This is a genomic window from Actinoallomurus sp. NBC_01490 (assembly GCF_036227085.1).
GTDB classification, from domain to species: Bacteria; Actinomycetota; Actinomycetes; order Streptosporangiales; family Streptosporangiaceae; genus Actinoallomurus; species Actinoallomurus oryzae.
The window spans coordinates 6,519,125-6,535,626 of sequence record NZ_CP109433.1; the positions used below are offsets into that span (position 1 = coordinate 6,519,125).

The following is a 16,502-nucleotide window of genomic DNA, read 5'->3' on the forward strand; positions in this document are numbered from 1 at the left end:
GCGGCGCGTGGGGGGCCGGGTGGTCGCTCAGAGCCGGATGACGACGAGGGCGGTGTCGTCCGCGGCGCCGCCGGCCACGCCGAGATCGGACAGGAGCACCTCGGCCAGCGGCTCGGGGTCGAGCGGGGCGTGCCGGCGAAGGCCCTCGGTGAGGCGGCGCAACCCGTCGCCGATGTCCTCGCCGCGGCGCTCCACGAGGCCGTCGGTGTACAGGACGAGGGTGGCGCCGGGGGCGTACGCCAGCTCCACCTGGGGCCTGGGGAGGTCGGTCACGCGGACGCCCAGGGGCGGGTCGGTGGACTGGTCGAGGAAGTGGACGGTGCCGTCGGGCTGGAGGAGCTCGCCGCACACGTTGAGCGAGTCGACGGCGGGCAGGTAGCGCACGGCCACGTCGGCGCGGGAGCCGCCGTCGGCCGCGGGCAGCATGGCCCGCTGGAGGGTCAGCGCGACCTTCCGCTCCCGCGCGTAGGCCATCCCGAGCTTCTCGTTGACCTCGTACAGCTCGGTGGCGCGAGAGTAGAGCTCGGCCTCCAGGACCGGGAACGCGTCCGGGCCATCGCCGTCACCGCTCCGCCGTGACCGGAGGCGACGCCGGTGCGCGACGAACTCGGTCACGTCCTCGGAGCGGGTGATGAAGAACACGGCATCGCCGTCGGGGCCGAGGACCGGGCTGGTGACCGTGCTCCAGTACCGCCTGGTCGAACTCCCCCGGACGGTCCTTCACCGGGATGTCGTGCTGGATCGGCCCTTGAACGTCGCGTCTCCCCGTGACCGACGCCCGGCGCACCGACGCCTGCATGCTGCGGGTGCTGCGCTCCCAGCCGTCGGGATCGGGGCCGCCGCGCGGGAACGAGAACGCCGGATCCAGGGCTCCTGACGCGAAAAGAATGATCTGCCCCGAATGCCCCGGGACAGCGGATATCGCGTGACGCTACGGTCGGCTTGGCCGATCATCGGATCGGCGACGAAATCGGCACCGGCGGAGCGTCCATGACCAAGCGCGGCGAGAAAACCGAAGGGCCCGGCCGCCCGGCCCACCTCTCCGGCGAAGGAGGGCCCATGACCGAGCGCGAGCGAGCGGATCGAAAACGCGGTCGCATGGCGCATCTCCCCGACGAAGGAGGGCCCATGACCGAGCGCAGCGAGGGAATCGAAGACACGGCCGCATGGCGCATCTCCCCGACGAAGGAGGGCCCATGACGCCCTACCCTCCGGCGCCTGCGGTCGCCCCGCCCGGCGGTGCGGCGCCGCGCCGCGGTCCGGGGCTGCTCCTCCTCATTCCGGCGGCGCTGACCTGGCTGGTCACGCTGGTCGTGCCGAGCGTGCAGACCATCGCGCGGAGCTTCCAGGCGGGCGGTGGTATCCGGGGTACCGCGCACTCCGCCGGCCTGCGCAACTACACGTACTTCCTGGGACACGGCGCGTTCTGGAAGGCCCTGGCCTTCTCGCTGTCGTTCGCCCTGGTGCCGCTGCTGATCCTGCTGGTGGTCGGGCCCGCGCTCGCCGCGGCGCTCGACCGGGCCGGCACCTGGCCGCGTCGCGTCGGCCGGGTGCTGCTGTCGTTGCCGCTCGTGACGTTCTCTCTGGTCGCGATCGCCGCCGCGTGGCTCATCGGGCAGCGCGACGGCGGGATCGCGACGATGTTCGGCCGGGTGCCCTCCAGGAGCGCGTGGTCGCCCTCCTCGCAGCTCATCACGTCCGCGGCGATGTTCGGTCTGCTGTGCGGGCTGGCGCTGCTCGTCTTCCTGCCCATCTTCCGCGGCCGGGCGCGGGGGCGCCGACTCACGCCGGCGTTCCTCGCGGTCGGCTCGATCGTCGTGCTGGCGGGCATCGCCGTGGCGCTCCAGGCGCTCTCGGTCAGCCTGACGATGAGTCCCCGGCCGACGCTCGCGGCGCTGGAGTACACGAGCGCGTTCCTCTACATGGACTTCGGCAGCGCCGCGGCCGTCGCGACCGTGAGCGGGCTGGCGCTCGGCGTGCTCGGCATCGTCGCGACGGTCATCGCCGTACGGACCGGGCTGCGGATCGAACTCGGACCGGGCGACGAAGCGGCGCCGAGGCGGCCGGACGCCGGAGGCCGCCTCGTGATCGGCGCTCTGGCCCTCGTCGTCGTCGTGATCGTCGGCGTCGTCTGCGCATGGCCGTGGCTGTCGGCCCTCTTCTCGGCCGAGCACACCGCTCCGCTGCGGCCGTCCGCGGCGCGGATCCTGCTCAACACCTGGGCACCGCCGGTGCTGGGTGCGATCGTCTCGGTCGGCACGGCGTTCCTGGCCGCGCTCGGGATCGGTGGCCTGCGTCCGCTCGGCCGGCACAGCGAGTGGCTGCTGCTGGTCTTCTCACCGTGGCTGTTCGTCGGCGTGGCGCCGCTGAGCATCGCCGGCTTCGACAACGCCCGGCATCTCGGCCTGCTCAACCACTTCATCGGACTGGTGCCGCCGGTCCTGCTGAGCGTGCCGTCGCTGCTCGTGCTCACGCTGTTCTGCCGGACCCGCGCGGCGCGGTGGCGCGCCGGTGGACCCGGCTTCTTCTCGCAGGTCGTGGTGCCCGCGCTGCCGCTCGCCGCGCTCATGGGCGGCGTGACCGTCCTGTTCGGCGCGCACGGGGTGCTGTGGCCGTTCATCGTGGGTACCACCCCCGAGTCCCGGACCGCGCCCATCGCCGTGCTGGCGGACCTGCGCGGTTACACGTCCAACCCGTCCGTCGGCGCGGCGACGCCGCTCCTCGTGGTGATCGTGCTGTTCCTCGCCCTGGGAGCGCTGCAGATCTTCTACCTCGACCGGCTGGTCATCACCACCGGCCCGGCGGGCGACGCCGAGGCGGACGCGCGTTCGCTTCCGCCGGCACACGCGCCGTGGCCCGGCCCCGGCTACGGCTCCGCGCCGCCTGCCCCGTACGGCCCTCCGCCCGGAGCGTACGCTCCGCCACCCGGCGCGTACGGCCCTCCGCCCGGAGCGTACGGCCCACCACCCGGCGCGTACGAGCCTCAGCCCGGCGGGTATGCGCCGCCACCCGGCGCGGGCGATCCACCACCCGGCCCGTACGGCCCGCCCCCTGGTCCGTACGGCACTCCGCCCGGCCCCGGCGGCTACCGGCCTCCGCCCGGCTACGGCCCACCGCCGCCTCCCGCACCACCGGCGGAAGGCGCGACGCGCCCGGCGAGCGGAACGGACGAGCCGCAGGACACACGGGCGGAACCCGCCGAACCCGACGGCCAGGAGCCGGATCCCCCTCGCTGAAGGTGTCCTCGGCCGGACGGCGGGCCCCGGGGCCCGCCGTCCGGTATGCACGTTTGCGGATGGAGAGGAGGGTATTCACCTCGTCAGTTCCGATCGACGACGAGGGAACGAGGAGGCCGTATGGGCGCCGATGGTCTGAAAACGATCGAGACGGATGTGCCCGCACGGCTGGACCGGCTCCCCTGGGCGCGCTGGCACTGGCTGATCCTCGTCGGCCTGGGCACCGTGTGGATCCTCGACGGCCTCGAGGTGAACGTCGTCGGGGTGATCGGCCCGCGGCTGACCTCCAAGGCCGGCGGACTGGGGCTGAGCGACGCGCAGGTCGGCCTGGGCGCGGCGCTGTACGTGGCCGGGGCGTGCGCCGGCGCGCTCGTCTTCGGGTATCTCACCGACCGGTTCGGACGTAAGAAGCTCTTCCTCGTCACGCTCGCGGTCTACCTGCTCGCGACCGTGGCGACCGCGTTCTCCTTCACCCCTCTGTGGTTCTATCTCTGCCGGATCGTCACCGGCATGGGGATCGGCGGCGAGTACGCGGCGGTCAACTCCGCCATCGACGAGCTGATCCCGGCCCGGCTGCGCGGCACCGTCGACATCGTGGTGAACGGGTCGTTCTGGCTGGGCACGACCTTCGCGGCGCTGCTGTCGGTGCCGGTGCTCAACGCCTCACTGCTGCCGGAGAACGTCGGCTGGCGGCTGCTGTTCGCGCTCGGCGCCGTTCTCGGCGTCGGCATCCTCTTCGTCCGGCGGATCGTCCCGGAGAGCCCGCGGTGGCTGTTCATCCACGGGCGGGAACACGAGGCCAAGGAGGTCGTCCGCGGCATCGAGCGGGAGGTCGCCGACGAGAGCGGGCGACCGCTCGGCGCGGTGGACGACACGATCACCATCCGCCAGCGTCACACGATCGGCTTCGGCGAGATCGTCCGCACCGCCGTGAACCGCTACCCGCGGCGCACCGTCCTGGGACTCTCGCTCTTCGTCGGCCAGGCCTTCCTGTACAACGCGGTGTTCTTCACGTACGCGCTGGTCCTGTCGAAGTTCTTCAAGACGCCCGACGACCACGCCGGCTGGTACCTGATCCCGATCGGCCTCGGCAACTTCTGCGGCGCGTTCGTGCTCGGCCGCCTGTTCGACCGGCTGGGCCGCAAGGTGATGATCTCCGGCACGTACATCCTGTCGGGGGTGCTGCTGATCGGCACCGCGATGCTGTTCCGCGGCGGCCACCTGTCCGCCGTGACACTCACGGTCTGCTGGGTCGTGGTGTTCTTCTTCGCCTCGGCCGGCGCCAGCTCCGCCTACCTGACCGTCTCGGAGATCTTCCCGATGGAGACCCGCGCGATGGCCATCGCCGCGTTCTACGCCGTCGGGACCGCGCTCGGCGGCATCATCGGCCCGCTGCTGTTCGGCAAGCTCGTCGACACCGGCCACGCGGGCACGGTCGCCGACGGTTACCTGCTGGGCGCGGGTCTGATGATCATCGCCGGCATCGTGGAACTGGTCATCGGCGTGGAGGCCGCGGGGCGTTCGCTGGAGGACATCGCCGCTCCGCTCTCCGCCGAGCGGCCCGCCGTGAGCGCCGCCCGGTAGAGCGGCCACGCCGAGCCGTCCGTCCGTCCGTACGCCCGGCTCCCCCGACCGTGCCACGTGACACAGCGGGCCGTCCCGGGCGCGCTCATCATGGGGGCGGAGCCTGGGGGTGGGATGGAAGAGACGCCATCGGCCGACACCGTACGAGACGACGACGGAGAGCAAGAGCAGGACGACATCCCCGGCGGACGCACCGCCGCCGGGCAGGACGACGCCTCAGACGACGCCGCGCCGGGCACGGGCGACACCCCCGGGAAGGAAGACGTCCTGCCGACGGTGGCGACGCTTCACTGGTACGACCACGCCGAGGCGGCGGCGACCGCGCGGTTCACGGCCGTCGCCCGCCGGCTGCCCGCGCTGGTCGGCCAGGCGCTGCGCCTGGCCTGGCGCGCGGGGCCCGCCGACACGGTCACCACGGTCGCGCTGAACCTGATGTCGGGCGTCTTCACCGCGCTGGGCCTGCTCGCCACCACCGGTGTGCTCGACGCCCTGCTCGCCGCGGGCCCGACGCCGGAACGGGTACGCGCGGCGCTGCCGTCCCTGCTCCTCGTCGGCGGGGCGGCGATCCTGCGGTCGCTGCTGTCGGCCGCCGCCGGATGGGCTCAGGCCAGGCTGACACCGCGGGTGCAGCAGCGGGCCGAGGTGGAGCTGTACGAGGTGACGAGCCGCATCGACCTGGCCAGCTACGACGACTCGGAGTTCTACGAGGCCCTCATGCGCGCCGAGGGGCCGGGCGCCTCGGCGGCGCAGCAGGTGGTCTCGGCCACGATCGACATCGTCACCGGTGTGACCTCCTTCGCGGCCGCCGCGATCGCCATCACCACGCTGCATCCGGTGCTGCTCCCGCTCCTGCTCGTCACCGCGCTGCCCGAGGCCTGGGCGGCGATCCGCGTCGCGCGCTCGCGGTACGTGATGATGGTGCAGACCGTCGGTCCCCGCTACCACTCGGTGATCCTGGGCGACCTGCTCAGCAACCGCCGGTACGCCGCCGACCTGCGCTCGTACACCCTCCAGGGCCTTCTGCTCGCCCAGTACCGGCGGGTGGCGGACGTCTACCGCGACGCCCAGCTCCGACTCGCGCGCAAGAACGTCGCCACCCGGCTCGCCGGGGACGCCGGGTCCGGGCTGGCCGGTGGACTGGTCTACCTCGTGCTCGCGCTGCTGCTCGCCGCGGCGTGGCTGCCCCTCGCCGTCGCCGGCACCGCCGTCCTGGCCATCCGTACGAGCCGGGCCGCGCTGTCCCAGCTGGTCCACGCGGTGAACGAGTGCTACGAGCAGGGCCTGTACCTCACCGACTACACGACGTTCCTCGCGACCGCGCGCACCCACCTGCCGCCGCCGGCCACCACCGACGTCTCCGGCGGCTTCGCCGCGATCACCGTGGAGAACGTGTCGTTCACCTATCCCGGGGCCGACGAACCGGCCCTGCGGGACGTGTCGCTCACCCTGCCCGCCGGGCAGATCATGGCACTGGTCGGGGAGAACGGATCGGGCAAGAGCACGCTGGCCAAGCTGCTCGCCCACCTGTACACGCCGGGGTCCGGCCGCATCCGCTGGGACGGGGTGGACCTCGCGAACGCCGACGCCCAGGCCGTACGCTCACGGGTCGCGGTCATCGCGCAGGACCACGCCCACTGGCCGATGACCGCGCGCGCCAACGTGGTGCTGGGCGATGAGGACGACCCCGCGCGCCTCGACCGGGCCGCCGTCTCCGCCGGCACCGACGAGGTGGTCGCCTCGCTGCCCCATGGCTGGGAGACCATGCTGGACCGCCGGTTCAAGGACTCCCACGAGCTGTCCGGCGGGCAGTGGCAGCGCGTCGCCGTCTCCCGCGGCTTCTACCGCGACGCACCGTTGATCATCTGCGACGAGCCGTCCTCGAACCTGGACGCGCGCGCCGAGCACACGCTCTTCGAGGCGATCCGACGGCACATGCGCGGCCGTACCGTGGTCCTGATCACCCATCGCCTGGCCAACATCCGCGACGCCGACGTGATCCACGTGCTCGAGCACGGCCGGATCACCGCCAGCGGCACCCACGATGAGCTCATGGCGCGCGAGGGCGCCTACCGCGAGCTGTACCTCCTGCAGGCCGCCGCGTACGAGACCACCCCGGAAGCCGCCGAGGAAGACGTCCGATCGTCTCTGGCGTGAACGCGCCGTGCCACCGCCGGGCGTCACCGGGGAGGTCGAACCGGCGTCTGCCAACCGTTCAGCCGAGGAGCGGCCGGACCTGCCCGGCCGCGAACCGTACGAAACCCTCCGGGTCGGGCTCGTCGCCGGTCGGCTCCAGGACGACGGTGGTGGCGCCGGCGTCCGCCCACCGCCGGACGGCGTCGGCGACCGTACGCGCGTCACCGGCGACGCCGGCCGTCCGGTCGTGGCCGGCGCGGCGCAGCTGGGCCGCCAGCCGCTCCTCCGCGCCCTGCCCGGTCGCGGTGAGAAGGTAGACGATCATCTGATGCGGGCCGGTGCGTCCGGCCGCCGCGCGGCCCTCGTCCACGAGCCGGCGAGCCTCTCGTACGTCGTCCGGCGCCGTGCCCGCGGTGAGAATCGTGCCGTCGGCGGCCTCACCGCACAGCCGGAGCGTGCACGGCCCGGTCGCGCCCGCGACGATCGGCGGAGGCGTCCGGGGCGGCCAGTCCAGCTTGACCTTGTCGAGGTGAACGTACCGTCCGTCGGCGGTGACCTCCTCCCCGCCGAGCAGCGCACGCAGGGCGGCGAGATGCTCGCGCAGGAGCGTCACGGGCGACTCGGCCTTCGCGCCGACCTGCGCCATCCAGTCCTGGACACCGTGGCCGACGCCGATCGTCGCGCGGCCGGGGAAGAGCCGGTGCAGCGCCGCGATCTCCATCGCCGCGAGGGCGACGTTGCGCAGCGGCACGGGCAGCAGCCCGACTCCCACGCGCAGCCGCCCGGTCCAGCCGAGCACGGCGGCCGCGGTGGCGACGCCGCTCCCCCAGAAACAGTCCTCCCAGAGCCACAGCTCCTCCAGCCCCGCGTCGTCGGCCACACGGGCGAGGTCGCGCAGGCGTTCGGGTGGCAGCTGGGGCAGGCTGACGGCGCCGAGTACGGTCATGAGCCCATCCTCACGGACCCGCTGCGCGCGCGGAAGATCTCCCGATACTTCCCCGAACCGGCTCCGACGGTGCGGCGGAGGAGCGGGCGCCGACGGCGGACGCGGGAGTGTTGACGGCGAGGTGCGCCTGCCGCGCGGGCCTGGGTACGGAGGCACGCGTACGAAGGACGTGTACGGGGACACACGAGAAGGCACGGGTGTACACGAAGGCGCACGGGCGAGCCAAGGCGGTACGGGGATGGTCCGATGGCCCGGGACGATGCCGGGGCGGGACGACGTCGGTGACGAGACGTACGCGCGGCCCGCGCCGCCGGAGCGGTCCCCCGGTCAGGAGAACGCCGGAGACGGGACAATGCCCGCGACGGGACGTACGCGGGCCGCGCCACCGGAGCGGACCGCGGTCAAGAGAATGCCCGGGATGGCGCGATATCGGTGACGGGCGTACGCGAAGCAGCGCCACCGGATCGGCCCATGCCACCGGATCGGCTGTGGCCGCCGGGTCGGTCCGCGGGGAGAAGGGTGCCGGAGGGCCGGTCCGCCGACGGGTGCCGTACCGCACGATGAGAGTCTGACGTCACCGGACGTGCCCCGGACGCGGCGATCCGTGCCGCGCCGGTCCGCCCGCCGACCGCGATGAGGAGAGACATGGGTTCACCATTGCCCGACCTCGGCCTGACCGTTCCGGTGCTCGCGGCGCCGATGGCCGGAGGAGCCGGCACCCCGGCGCTGGTCACGGCCGCCGCGCGGGCGGGCGGTTTGGGCTTCCTCGCCGCCGGCTACAAGACGCCGGAGGCGCTGGCCGGACAGATCGCCGCCGTACGGGCCGAGGGCGTGCCGTTCGGGGTCAACGTGTTCGCGCCCAACCCGGTGCCCGTGGACCTCGACGCGTACCGCCGGTACGCACGGGCGATCCAGCCCGAGGCCGAGCCGTACGGGCTCGATCTGACCGCCGGCGAACCGGTCGAGGACGACGACCGATGGAAGGACAAGATCGACCTGCTGCTCGCCGATCCCGTTCCGGTCGTGAGCTTCACGTTCGGGGTGCCGGAGCCGGCCGTGGTCGGGGCCCTGCGCGCCGCGGGCAGCCTGGTCGCCCAGACCGTCACGTCGGCCGAGGAGGCACGCCGCGCGGAGGAGGCGGGAGCCGGGCTGCTCGTCGTCCAGTGCTCGGCGGCGGGCGCGCACTCGGGCACGCTCACGCCGGAGCGGATGCCGGAGGAGATCCCGCTCACCGAACTGCTCGCCCGGGTACGGCGGGCGACCGAACTTCCGCTGATCGCGGCGGGCGGCCTCGCCACGCCGGACGACGTCGCCGGGGCACTGCGGGCGGGCGCGGCCGCGGCCATGGTCGGCACGGTCCTGCTGCGATCGGAGGAGAGCGGCGCCTCCGCCGCACACCGCGCGGCACTGGCCGACCCGGCGCGCGACCGCACCGTCGTGACCCGCGCGTTCACCGGCCGCCCCGCACGCGGGCTGCGCAACCGCTTCACGGACCGGTACGGCGACAGCGCTCCGTCGGGCTACCCCGCCGTACACCACCTGACCAGCCCACTGCGCAAGGCAGCGGCGACAGCGAACGACCAGGAGATACTCCACCTGTGGGCGGGCACCGGCCACCGACACGCCACCGCGGAACCGGCGGCCGACATCCTCACCCGGCTGGCCGGGAAGCTCTGATCCACTTGTGGACAAGCAGGGGGAAGTGTCGGTGGTGGTGTTTAGGCTGACGGGCGTGAGCGGAGAGGACGGGCGGGCGGCGGGGCCGCAAGAGCGCCATGCCGACCCGGCCGAGGAGCCGCAAGACCGCTACGCCGACCCGGCCGAGGGACCGCAAGACCGCTACGCCGACCCGGCCGAGGAGCCGCAAGACCGCTACGCCGACCCGGCCGAGGGACCGCAAGACCGCTACGCCGACCCGGCCGAGGAGCCGCAAGACCGCTACGCCGACCCGGCCGAGGAGCCGCAAGACCGCTACGCCGACCCGGCCGAGGGACCGCAAGACCGCTACGCCGACCCGGCCGAGGAGCCGCAAGACCGCTACGCCGACCTGGTCGAGGAGATGACCGCGATCGACGGCGTCGACCCGCCGAGCGGCGGCCGCGGCTTCGGCCGGACGGCGTTGCGCTTCCACGGCAAGATCTTCGCGATGTTCGTCCGGGACCGGCTGGTGCTCAAACTACCCGCCGACCGTGTCGGGGAGCTGGTCTCCACCGGCGAGGGCGTGCGATTCGATGCGAACAAGGGCACGCCGATGCGCGAATGGCTGAGCCTCGACCCACACTCCGGCCGTGACTGGCCGGCCCTGGCTCACGAGGCCCTGGCCTTCGCCCGCGCCAACCGCCGCCCCGATTAGGGACACATCCCGTCCGTCCCCCGGCCGGCTCCCCCGCTGGTCCCGCAGGCCCCTTCGCCGGTGTCCCCGCCCGGAACGGTCGGCTGGTCGGCGACGCTCGCCGTCCCACGCCGCCTCGCCGCCCTGCGCAGCACGTTCGACCGATCACAGTGCTGCCAAAGGTCAGCGATCACCCACAGGTCGGCGATCACAGTGCTGCCGCAGGTCGGCGTGGGGCTGCCAGGTCAGCGCCTCCGGCTCGGCAGCCGCACGGCCCCGGGGCGAGGGGCCAGGACCATCCCTGCGGATTCCTCGCGGTCACCGCCAGGTCGGCGGGTGGTTGTCAGGTCAGCGGGTAGTGGCCGGTCGGCGGGTGGTTGCCAGGTCAGCGTCTCCGGCTCGGCAGCCGCACGGCCATGGGTCAGGGGTCAGGGGTCAGGGCCATCACTGCGGCGCCCTCGTGGTCGGCGTCGTGCCGCTTCCGCCGTCGCCGCGTAGCGCGTCGGCCGGCCGGTATGAGTGTGCTGCCCAGTGGGAACGTCTCCGCAGGTCACGGGTTCGGCAGCTGCTGGGAGGAGCCATGATGCGGCTGAGTGCGCGTAACCAGGTCCGGGCCAGAGTCGTCGGTGTCACGGAAGGCGAGGCGACGGCCAACGTCGAGCTGGATGCGAGCGGCGTGCGCATGGTCGCGTCCATCACGGTTGAGGCGGCGCGCGAGCTGAAGCTGTCCGAGGGTCGGGAGGTCGTCGCCGTGATCAAGGCCTCGGACGTCATGCTGGCCATTCCCGACTGAGAACCAGGCCGGAGTGTGGAATGACCTCATGCTGATCCTCCTCGGCTGCCCTGGAGAGCGAGTACGTCACGCTGATCGCCCCGGCTGGTTTCCGAGGCCAGCGCGTCACGCTCGTCACCCCGGCTGGTTCCCGGCCCAGCGCGTCACGCTGATCCTCCGGCCGGCCCCCAAAGCGAGCGCGTCACGCTGATCCCTCCGGCTGGTTTCCGAGGCCAGCGCGTCACGCTGATCCTCCGGCCGGCCCCCAAAGCGAGCGCGTCACGCTGATCCCTCCGGCTGGTTTCCGAGGCCAGCGCGTCACGCTCGTCACCCCGGCTGGTTCCCGGCCCAGCGCGTCACGCTGATCCTCCGGCCGGCCCCCAAAGCGAGCGCGTCACGCTGATCCCTCCGGCTGGTTTCCGAGGCCAGCGCGTCACGCTGATCCCCCGGCCGACCCCCAGGCGAGCACGCCACGCTAAGCCCCCTCGGACGGGCTGAGTACCGGGCGGACGACACCGCGCGGCTTTCCTCGGCTGTCCCGGGCGAGGACATCCCACTGATCCGCCTCAGGTGCGAGCCGGTGGAGGACGTCAGGCCGGCGGATCCTCGGCTGAGAACGCGGTGGAAGTCGTCGCACGGGCATTCCCCGGGTTGAGGCACCGTAGGCAGAAACTGGCGCAAGGAGCTCAACCACGTGGCATATGCGCCGCTACGACGGCTTCATGGGTGGAATATGCGATAGTACGGTGGCGTGACAGGACGGCCGCGGTGGCGCGTGGTCCGAGTGCCGTCGCAGGGTCCCAAACCCCGCCCCTCCCCCAGGGGCACCTGCACGAGGAGACCAAGATGATCGAACGTCTGCCCCGGGGCGTCCGGGTACTGCTCGCGGCCGTGCTCGGGACGAGTCTCACGCTGGCGGCCGGATGCGGGAGCACGGATGACGACTCGTCCGGGTCCTCCGGCTCGGGCGGCAAGACGCTCTTCGTCTTCGCCGCCGCGTCGCTGACCGAGACGTTCAACTCGTTGGGCAAGACCTTCGAGTCCTCCCACCCGGGGGTGAAGGTGAAGTTCAACTTCGGCGGCAGTTCCGCGCTGGCCCAGCAGATCACGCAGGGCGCCCCGGCCGACGTGTTCGCCGCCGCCAGCCCGGCCACCATGAAGACGGTGACCGACGCCAAGGACACCGACGGTGCGCCGACGACCTTCGTCCGTAACCGGCTGGAGATCGCCGTGCCGCCCAGCAATCCCGGCAAGGTCAAGACGCTCAAGGACCTGACCAACCCCAAGCTCAAGGTGGTCGAATGCGCGCCGCAGGTGCCATGCGGCGCCGCCGCCCTCAAGGCTCTCGCGGCGGCCGGGCTGAAGGTCGAGCCGGTCTCGCAGGAGCAGGACGTCAAGGCGGCCCTCACCAAGGTGCAGCTCAACGAGGCCGACGCCGCGCTCGTCTACCGCACCGACGTCAAGTCCGCCGGCGGCAAGGTGACCGGCATCGACTTCCCCGAGGCGGCCCAGGCGATCAACGACTACCCGATCGCCACGCTGGCCCACGCGCCGCAGCCCGCCCTCGCCAAGGAGTTCCTCCAGCTCGTTATGTCCAGCCAGGGCAAGTCCGTCCTCGAACAGGCCGGGTTCGAGAGCCCCTGACCGGTGGCGGGGACCCTCCGGAGCGGGTCCCCGCCGCCACCTCGGCGACCGTACGGCGGACGGCGCCTCTGACCGTACGGCACCCCTCCAGGCCTCTCCGGACCTGCCCCGGCACCGTACGGCGCCCCCAGGCTCCATGCGGACCTCTCAGCGCCGGACGACGCTGTGCCTGTCGCGGGGCAACGCCTCGATCATCACGCTCGGAAGGTCGACGGTGTCCGCGCTGACCAGCGGCAGAGCCACGCGGGTCAAGTCGCGGATCCCTGACCGCGGCTGGAGCATTAGAACGACGAGGCGCGGGTAGGGCGCCGCCCATGGCGGAGATAACACTGCGGGTCAACGGATCGACGCGCGAACTGGACACCGATCCCCGCACCTCACTGCTCGACCTGCTCCGGGAGCGCCTGGGGCTGACCGGCACGAAGAAGGGGTGTGACCACGGGCAGTGCGGCGCCTGCACGGTTCTGCTCGACGGGCGGCGGGCCAACGCGTGTCTCGCCCTCGCGGTCGCCTGTGACGGGGCCGAGGTCACCACCGTCGAGGGCCTCGGCGACGAGCCGTATCCCCTGCGGGCCGCCTTCGTGGAACGGGACGCCTTCCAGTGCGGCTACTGCACGCCCGGCCAGCTCTGCTCGGCGGCCGGCATGCTCAGCGAGCGCGGGCCGAGCGCGGTCACCCCCGACCTCACCGGCGACGATCCTCCGCTGACGCCGGAGGAGATCCGCGAACGCATGAGCGGCAACCTGTGCCGCTGCGGCGCGTACGTCAACATCGTCGCGGCGATCCAGGAGGCGGCGCGGTGAGGCTTTTCGAGTATTCACGCGCCGCCGACGCGCGGGAGGCGCTGGAGCGGTTCCGGCCCGGCACGATGTACCTCGGGGGCGGCACCAACCTCGTCGACCTGATGCGCCTCGGCGTCGCCCGGCCGGACTCCCTCGTCGACGTCACGCGCCTGCCGTACGACACGATCGACACCGACGGCGGCGACGGCCTGCGCATCGGCGCCGCCGTGCGCAACAGCGACCTGGCCGCGCATCCGGCGGTCCGTGACCGGTACCCGATGCTGGCCCGCGCCGTGCTCAGCGGCGCCTCCGGCCAGGTGCGCAACATGGCGACGACCGCCGGCAACCTGCTGCAGCGCACCCGCTGCCCGTACTTCCAGGACGTCTCGCGGCCCTGCAACAAGCGCCGGCCCGCCTCGGGGTGCCCGGCGATCCCGGGCGACCACGAGAATCTGGCGATCTTCGGGCACTCCGAGCACTGCGTGGCGACCCATCCCTCCGACATGGCGGTGGCGCTCGCCGCGCTCGGCGCACAGGTGCACGTCACCGGCCCCGCCGGCGACCGGGTCGTGCCGATCCCGGGCCTGCACCGGCTTCCCGGGGCCGCGCCGGAACGCGACACGGTGCTGGTGCCCGGCGAGCTGATCACGGCGGTCGTGCTGCCTCCGCCGCCCCCGGGCCGCTCCCACTACCGGAAGGTACGCGAGCGGGCGTCGTTCGCCTTCGCGCTCGTCTCGGTCGCCGCGGTGCTCGACGTCGACGAGGCGAGCGGCACCGTACGCGACTGCCGGCTCGCCCTCGGCGGCGTCGCGCACGCGCCATGGCGGGCCGAGCGGGCGGAGGCGGCGCTCCGGGGCGCCCCGGCGACCGAGGAGGAGTTCATCCGGGCGGCCGAGGCCGAGCTCGCCGAGGCCCGGCCGCTGCCGCGCAACGCCTACAAGGTGCCACTCGCCCGCAACCTGATCGTCCGGACCCTGCAGGAGCTGGTCAGATGAACCGCGTCGAGGGACGTGAGAAGGTCACCGGCCGCGCACGGTACGCGGTCGAGTACCCGGTCGAGGACGTCGCGTACGTCCATCCCGTCCAGGCGCCGGTCACCCGCGGGCGGGTCCGCTCGATCGACGCCGCCGACGCCCTCGCGACGCCGGGCGTGCTGGCCGTGCTGTCCTGTGCGGATCCGCCGGCGCTCGGGTCCCGGGAGGACGCCGAGCTCGCGCTGTTCCAGAGCGACCGGGTCGCCTACCGCGGGCAGCTCGTGGCGGCGGTGGTGGCGACGACGCTGGAGACGGCGCGGGAGGCCGCCGAACACGGCGTGCGGATCGCCTACGACGCCGAACCACACGATGTGCTGCTGCGCGCGGACCACCCCGGCCTCTACACCCCGGAGAAGGTCAACCCGGCGTTCCCGGCCGAGACCCGGCGGGGCGACGTCGAGGCCGGGTTCGCCGAGGCGGCGGTCAGGGTCGACGCGACCTACACGACGCCCACGCTGCACAACAACCCGATGGAACCGCACGCCACGATGGCCGTCTGGGAGGAGAACGGCGACCTGACGCTGTACGACTCGACCCAGGGCGCCTCCGGCGACCGCGACACGATCGCCGACGTGCTCGGCCTGCCGCCGGAGCGCGTACGCGTGGTCGCGCCGCACGTCGGAGGCGGCTTCGGGTCCAAGGGCACCACGCGGCCGAACGCGATCCTCGCGGCGCTCGCGGCGCGGGCCGCCGGGCGTCCGGTGAAGCTGGCGCTGACCCGGCAGCAGATGTACGACCTCACCGGCTACCGCACGCCCACCATCCAGCGTGTCCGGCTCGGCGCGGACGCCGAGGGGCGGCTGACCGCGATCAGCCACGAGGCCGTCGAGCAGTCCTCGACGCTCATGGAGTTCGCCGAGCAGACCGCCACGCCCACGCGGGTCATGTACGCGGCGCCGAACCGCCGGACGACCCACCGGCTCGTCCGGCTCGACGTGCCCACGCCGTCGTGGATGCGCGCGCCCGGCGAGTGCCCCGGGATGTTCGCGCTGGAGTCGGCCATGGACGAACTCGCGGTCGCCGCGGGCATCGACCCGATCGAGCTGCGCATACGCAACGAACCCGAGGTCGACCCGGAGAACGACCTGCCGTTCAGCTCCCGCAACCTGGTCGCCTGCCTGCGGGAGGGCGCCCGCCGGTTCGGCTGGGAGCGGCGCGACCCCCGGCCCGGTATCCGGCTCGACGGGCGCTGGCTCGTCGGTACGGGCGTGGCCGCCTCCACGTATCCGGCCCGACGGATGGCGTCCGCGGCCGGCGCCACGGTCGAGGACGGCGACTTCGTCATCCGGATCGCCGCCGCCGACATCGGCACCGGCGCCCGTACGGTCCTCACGCGGATCGCGGCCGAGACGCTGGGCACCGCCCCCGAGCGCGTGCGCGTCGAGGTCGGCGACAGCGCGCTGCCGCGCGCCTCGGTCGCGGGCGGCTCGATGGGGACGGCGTCGTGGGGGTCGGCGGTCGTACGGGCCTGCGAGGCGCTGCTGAAGAACGGTGAGCGCGGCACCGCCGACACCACCGAGGACGTCGAGGCCGACTCCGGCTTCTCCCGGCACGCGTTCGGCGCGCAGTTCGCCGAGGTACGGGTCGACCTCGACACCGGCGAGGTCCGGGTGCCGCGGCTGCTCGGCGTGTTCGCCGCCGGGCGGATCCTGGAGCCGAAGCTGGCGCGGTCGCAGTTCATCGGCGGCATGACGATGGGCATGGGCATGGCCCTGATGGAGCGGACGGTCGTGGACGAGCGCGACGGCGGTTTCCTGAACCGCGACCTCGCGCAGTACCACGTGGCCGCGTGCGCCGACGTCCAGGACATCGACGCGGTGTGGGTCGAGGAGGAGGACCCCCACCTCAACCCGATGGGCTCCAAGGGCATCGGGGAGATCGGCATCGTCGGCACCGCCGCCGCCGTCGCCAACGCCGTCCACCACGCCACCGGGCGGCGCGTGCGCGACCTTCCGATCACCCCGCCGAAACTGGTCGGCTGACGCGGGGACGAAGCGGATCTCGCTACCCTGAGATCCTGCCTTTGGACGGTGCCGCGC

General features: G+C 73.1%; 13 protein-coding genes. 11 read left to right on the forward strand and 2 right to left on the reverse strand.

Features of this window, described 5'->3' with window-relative positions; translation table 11 throughout:
- Positions 1 to 27: 27 nt before the first annotated feature.
- A complete protein-coding gene (locus tag OG417_RS30520; RefSeq protein WP_329235850.1) occupies positions 28 to 642 on the reverse strand; it encodes a PP2C family protein-serine/threonine phosphatase in 615 nt (204 codons plus the stop codon).
- A 417-nt stretch (positions 643 to 1,059) separates the two neighbouring features.
- Here OG417_RS30520 and OG417_RS30525 point away from each other — a divergent pair, with 417 nt between their 5' ends.
- The 4 genes from OG417_RS30525 (at position 1,060) to OG417_RS30540 (ending at position 6,974) form a co-directional block, all read left to right on the forward strand.
- Positions 1,060 to 1,200 carry a hypothetical protein gene (locus OG417_RS30525; protein ID WP_329235853.1) on the forward strand — a complete coding sequence of 47 codons (141 nt, stop codon included), beginning with the start codon at positions 1,060 to 1,062 and terminating at the stop codon, positions 1,198 to 1,200.
- Positions 1,197 to 3,236: a hypothetical protein gene (locus tag OG417_RS30530; RefSeq protein WP_329235855.1), complete on the forward strand. Its 2,040-nt coding sequence runs from the start codon at positions 1,197 to 1,199 to the stop codon at positions 3,234 to 3,236. Before OG417_RS30525 ends, OG417_RS30530 begins: the two co-directional genes overlap by 4 nt.
- A 120-nt stretch (positions 3,237 to 3,356) precedes the next feature.
- Entirely contained in the window at positions 3,357 to 4,820 is a 1,464-nt protein-coding gene (locus tag OG417_RS30535; protein WP_329235858.1) for an MFS transporter, read from the forward strand.
- A 114-nt stretch (positions 4,821 to 4,934) separates the two neighbouring features.
- On the forward strand, positions 4,935 to 6,974 hold the full coding sequence (locus OG417_RS30540) for an ABC transporter ATP-binding protein (protein ID WP_329235861.1): 2,040 nt from the start codon (positions 4,935 to 4,937) through the stop codon (positions 6,972 to 6,974).
- Positions 6,975 to 7,032: 58 nt separating this feature from the next.
- On the opposite strand, the gene OG417_RS30545 is transcribed toward OG417_RS30540, so the two are convergent.
- Positions 7,033 to 7,899 carry an LLM class flavin-dependent oxidoreductase gene (locus OG417_RS30545; RefSeq protein ID WP_329235864.1) on the reverse strand — a complete coding sequence of 289 codons (867 nt, stop codon included), beginning with the start codon at positions 7,897 to 7,899 and terminating at the stop codon, positions 7,033 to 7,035.
- Positions 7,900 to 8,544: 645 nt separating this feature from the next.
- Between OG417_RS30545 and OG417_RS30550 the strand changes: the two genes are divergently transcribed.
- The 7 genes from OG417_RS30550 (at position 8,545) to OG417_RS30580 (ending at position 16,445) form a co-directional block, all read left to right on the forward strand.
- Positions 8,545 to 9,576 (forward strand): nitronate monooxygenase, encoded by a 1,032-nt coding sequence (locus OG417_RS30550; RefSeq protein ID WP_329235867.1) that lies wholly within the window; start codon positions 8,545 to 8,547, stop codon positions 9,574 to 9,576.
- A gap of 55 nt (positions 9,577 to 9,631) precedes the next feature.
- A complete protein-coding gene (locus tag OG417_RS30555; protein ID WP_329235870.1) occupies positions 9,632 to 10,252 on the forward strand; it encodes a hypothetical protein in 621 nt (206 codons plus the stop codon).
- 562 nt (positions 10,253 to 10,814) lie between these two features.
- Positions 10,815 to 11,024, forward strand: coding sequence for a TOBE domain-containing protein (locus OG417_RS30560; RefSeq protein ID WP_329235873.1), 210 nt, complete (start codon positions 10,815 to 10,817; stop codon positions 11,022 to 11,024).
- A gap of 825 nt (positions 11,025 to 11,849) precedes the next feature.
- Positions 11,850 to 12,647 carry a molybdate ABC transporter substrate-binding protein gene (gene modA / locus OG417_RS30565; RefSeq protein ID WP_329235876.1) on the forward strand — a complete coding sequence of 266 codons (798 nt, stop codon included), beginning with the start codon at positions 11,850 to 11,852 and terminating at the stop codon, positions 12,645 to 12,647.
- 314 nt (positions 12,648 to 12,961) lie between these two features.
- Positions 12,962 to 13,450, forward strand: a complete 489-nt coding sequence (locus OG417_RS30570) for a (2Fe-2S)-binding protein (RefSeq protein WP_329235879.1) — start codon at positions 12,962 to 12,964, stop codon at positions 13,448 to 13,450.
- On the forward strand, positions 13,447 to 14,424 hold the full coding sequence (locus tag OG417_RS30575) for an FAD binding domain-containing protein (RefSeq protein WP_329235882.1): 978 nt from the start codon (positions 13,447 to 13,449) through the stop codon (positions 14,422 to 14,424). Before OG417_RS30570 ends, OG417_RS30575 begins: the two co-directional genes overlap by 4 nt.
- Complete coding sequence (locus OG417_RS30580) at positions 14,421 to 16,445, forward strand: xanthine dehydrogenase family protein molybdopterin-binding subunit (protein WP_329235885.1); 2,025 nt, start codon at positions 14,421 to 14,423, stop codon at positions 16,443 to 16,445. The genes OG417_RS30575 and OG417_RS30580 overlap by 4 nt, the downstream gene beginning before the upstream one ends.
- Positions 16,446 to 16,502: the final 57 nt, after the last annotated feature.

What these genes read in the sequence shown, in the direction of transcription:
- OG417_RS30570 (WP_329235879.1), top strand. Translation starts at nt 12,962, where the DNA reads ATGGCGGAGATAACACTGCGGGTCAACGGATCGACGCGCGAACTGGAC.
- OG417_RS30540 (WP_329235861.1), top strand. Translation starts at nt 4,935, where the DNA reads ATGGAAGAGACGCCATCGGCCGACACCGTACGAGACGACGACGGAGAG.
- OG417_RS30560 (WP_329235873.1), top strand. Translation starts at nt 10,815, where the DNA reads ATGCGGCTGAGTGCGCGTAACCAGGTCCGGGCCAGAGTCGTCGGTGTC.
- OG417_RS30580 (WP_329235885.1), top strand. Translation starts at nt 14,421, where the DNA reads ATGAACCGCGTCGAGGGACGTGAGAAGGTCACCGGCCGCGCACGGTAC.
- OG417_RS30525 (WP_329235853.1), top strand. Translation starts at nt 1,060, where the DNA reads ATGACCGAGCGCGAGCGAGCGGATCGAAAACGCGGTCGCATGGCGCAT.
- OG417_RS30550 (WP_329235867.1), top strand. Translation starts at nt 8,545, where the DNA reads ATGGGTTCACCATTGCCCGACCTCGGCCTGACCGTTCCGGTGCTCGCG.
- OG417_RS30530 (WP_329235855.1), top strand. Translation starts at nt 1,197, where the DNA reads ATGACGCCCTACCCTCCGGCGCCTGCGGTCGCCCCGCCCGGCGGTGCG.
- OG417_RS30535 (WP_329235858.1), top strand. Translation starts at nt 3,357, where the DNA reads ATGGGCGCCGATGGTCTGAAAACGATCGAGACGGATGTGCCCGCACGG.
- modA (WP_329235876.1), top strand. Translation starts at nt 11,850, where the DNA reads ATGATCGAACGTCTGCCCCGGGGCGTCCGGGTACTGCTCGCGGCCGTG.
- OG417_RS30545 (WP_329235864.1), bottom strand. Translation starts at nt 7,899, where the DNA reads ATGACCGTACTCGGCGCCGTCAGCCTGCCCCAGCTGCCACCCGAACGC.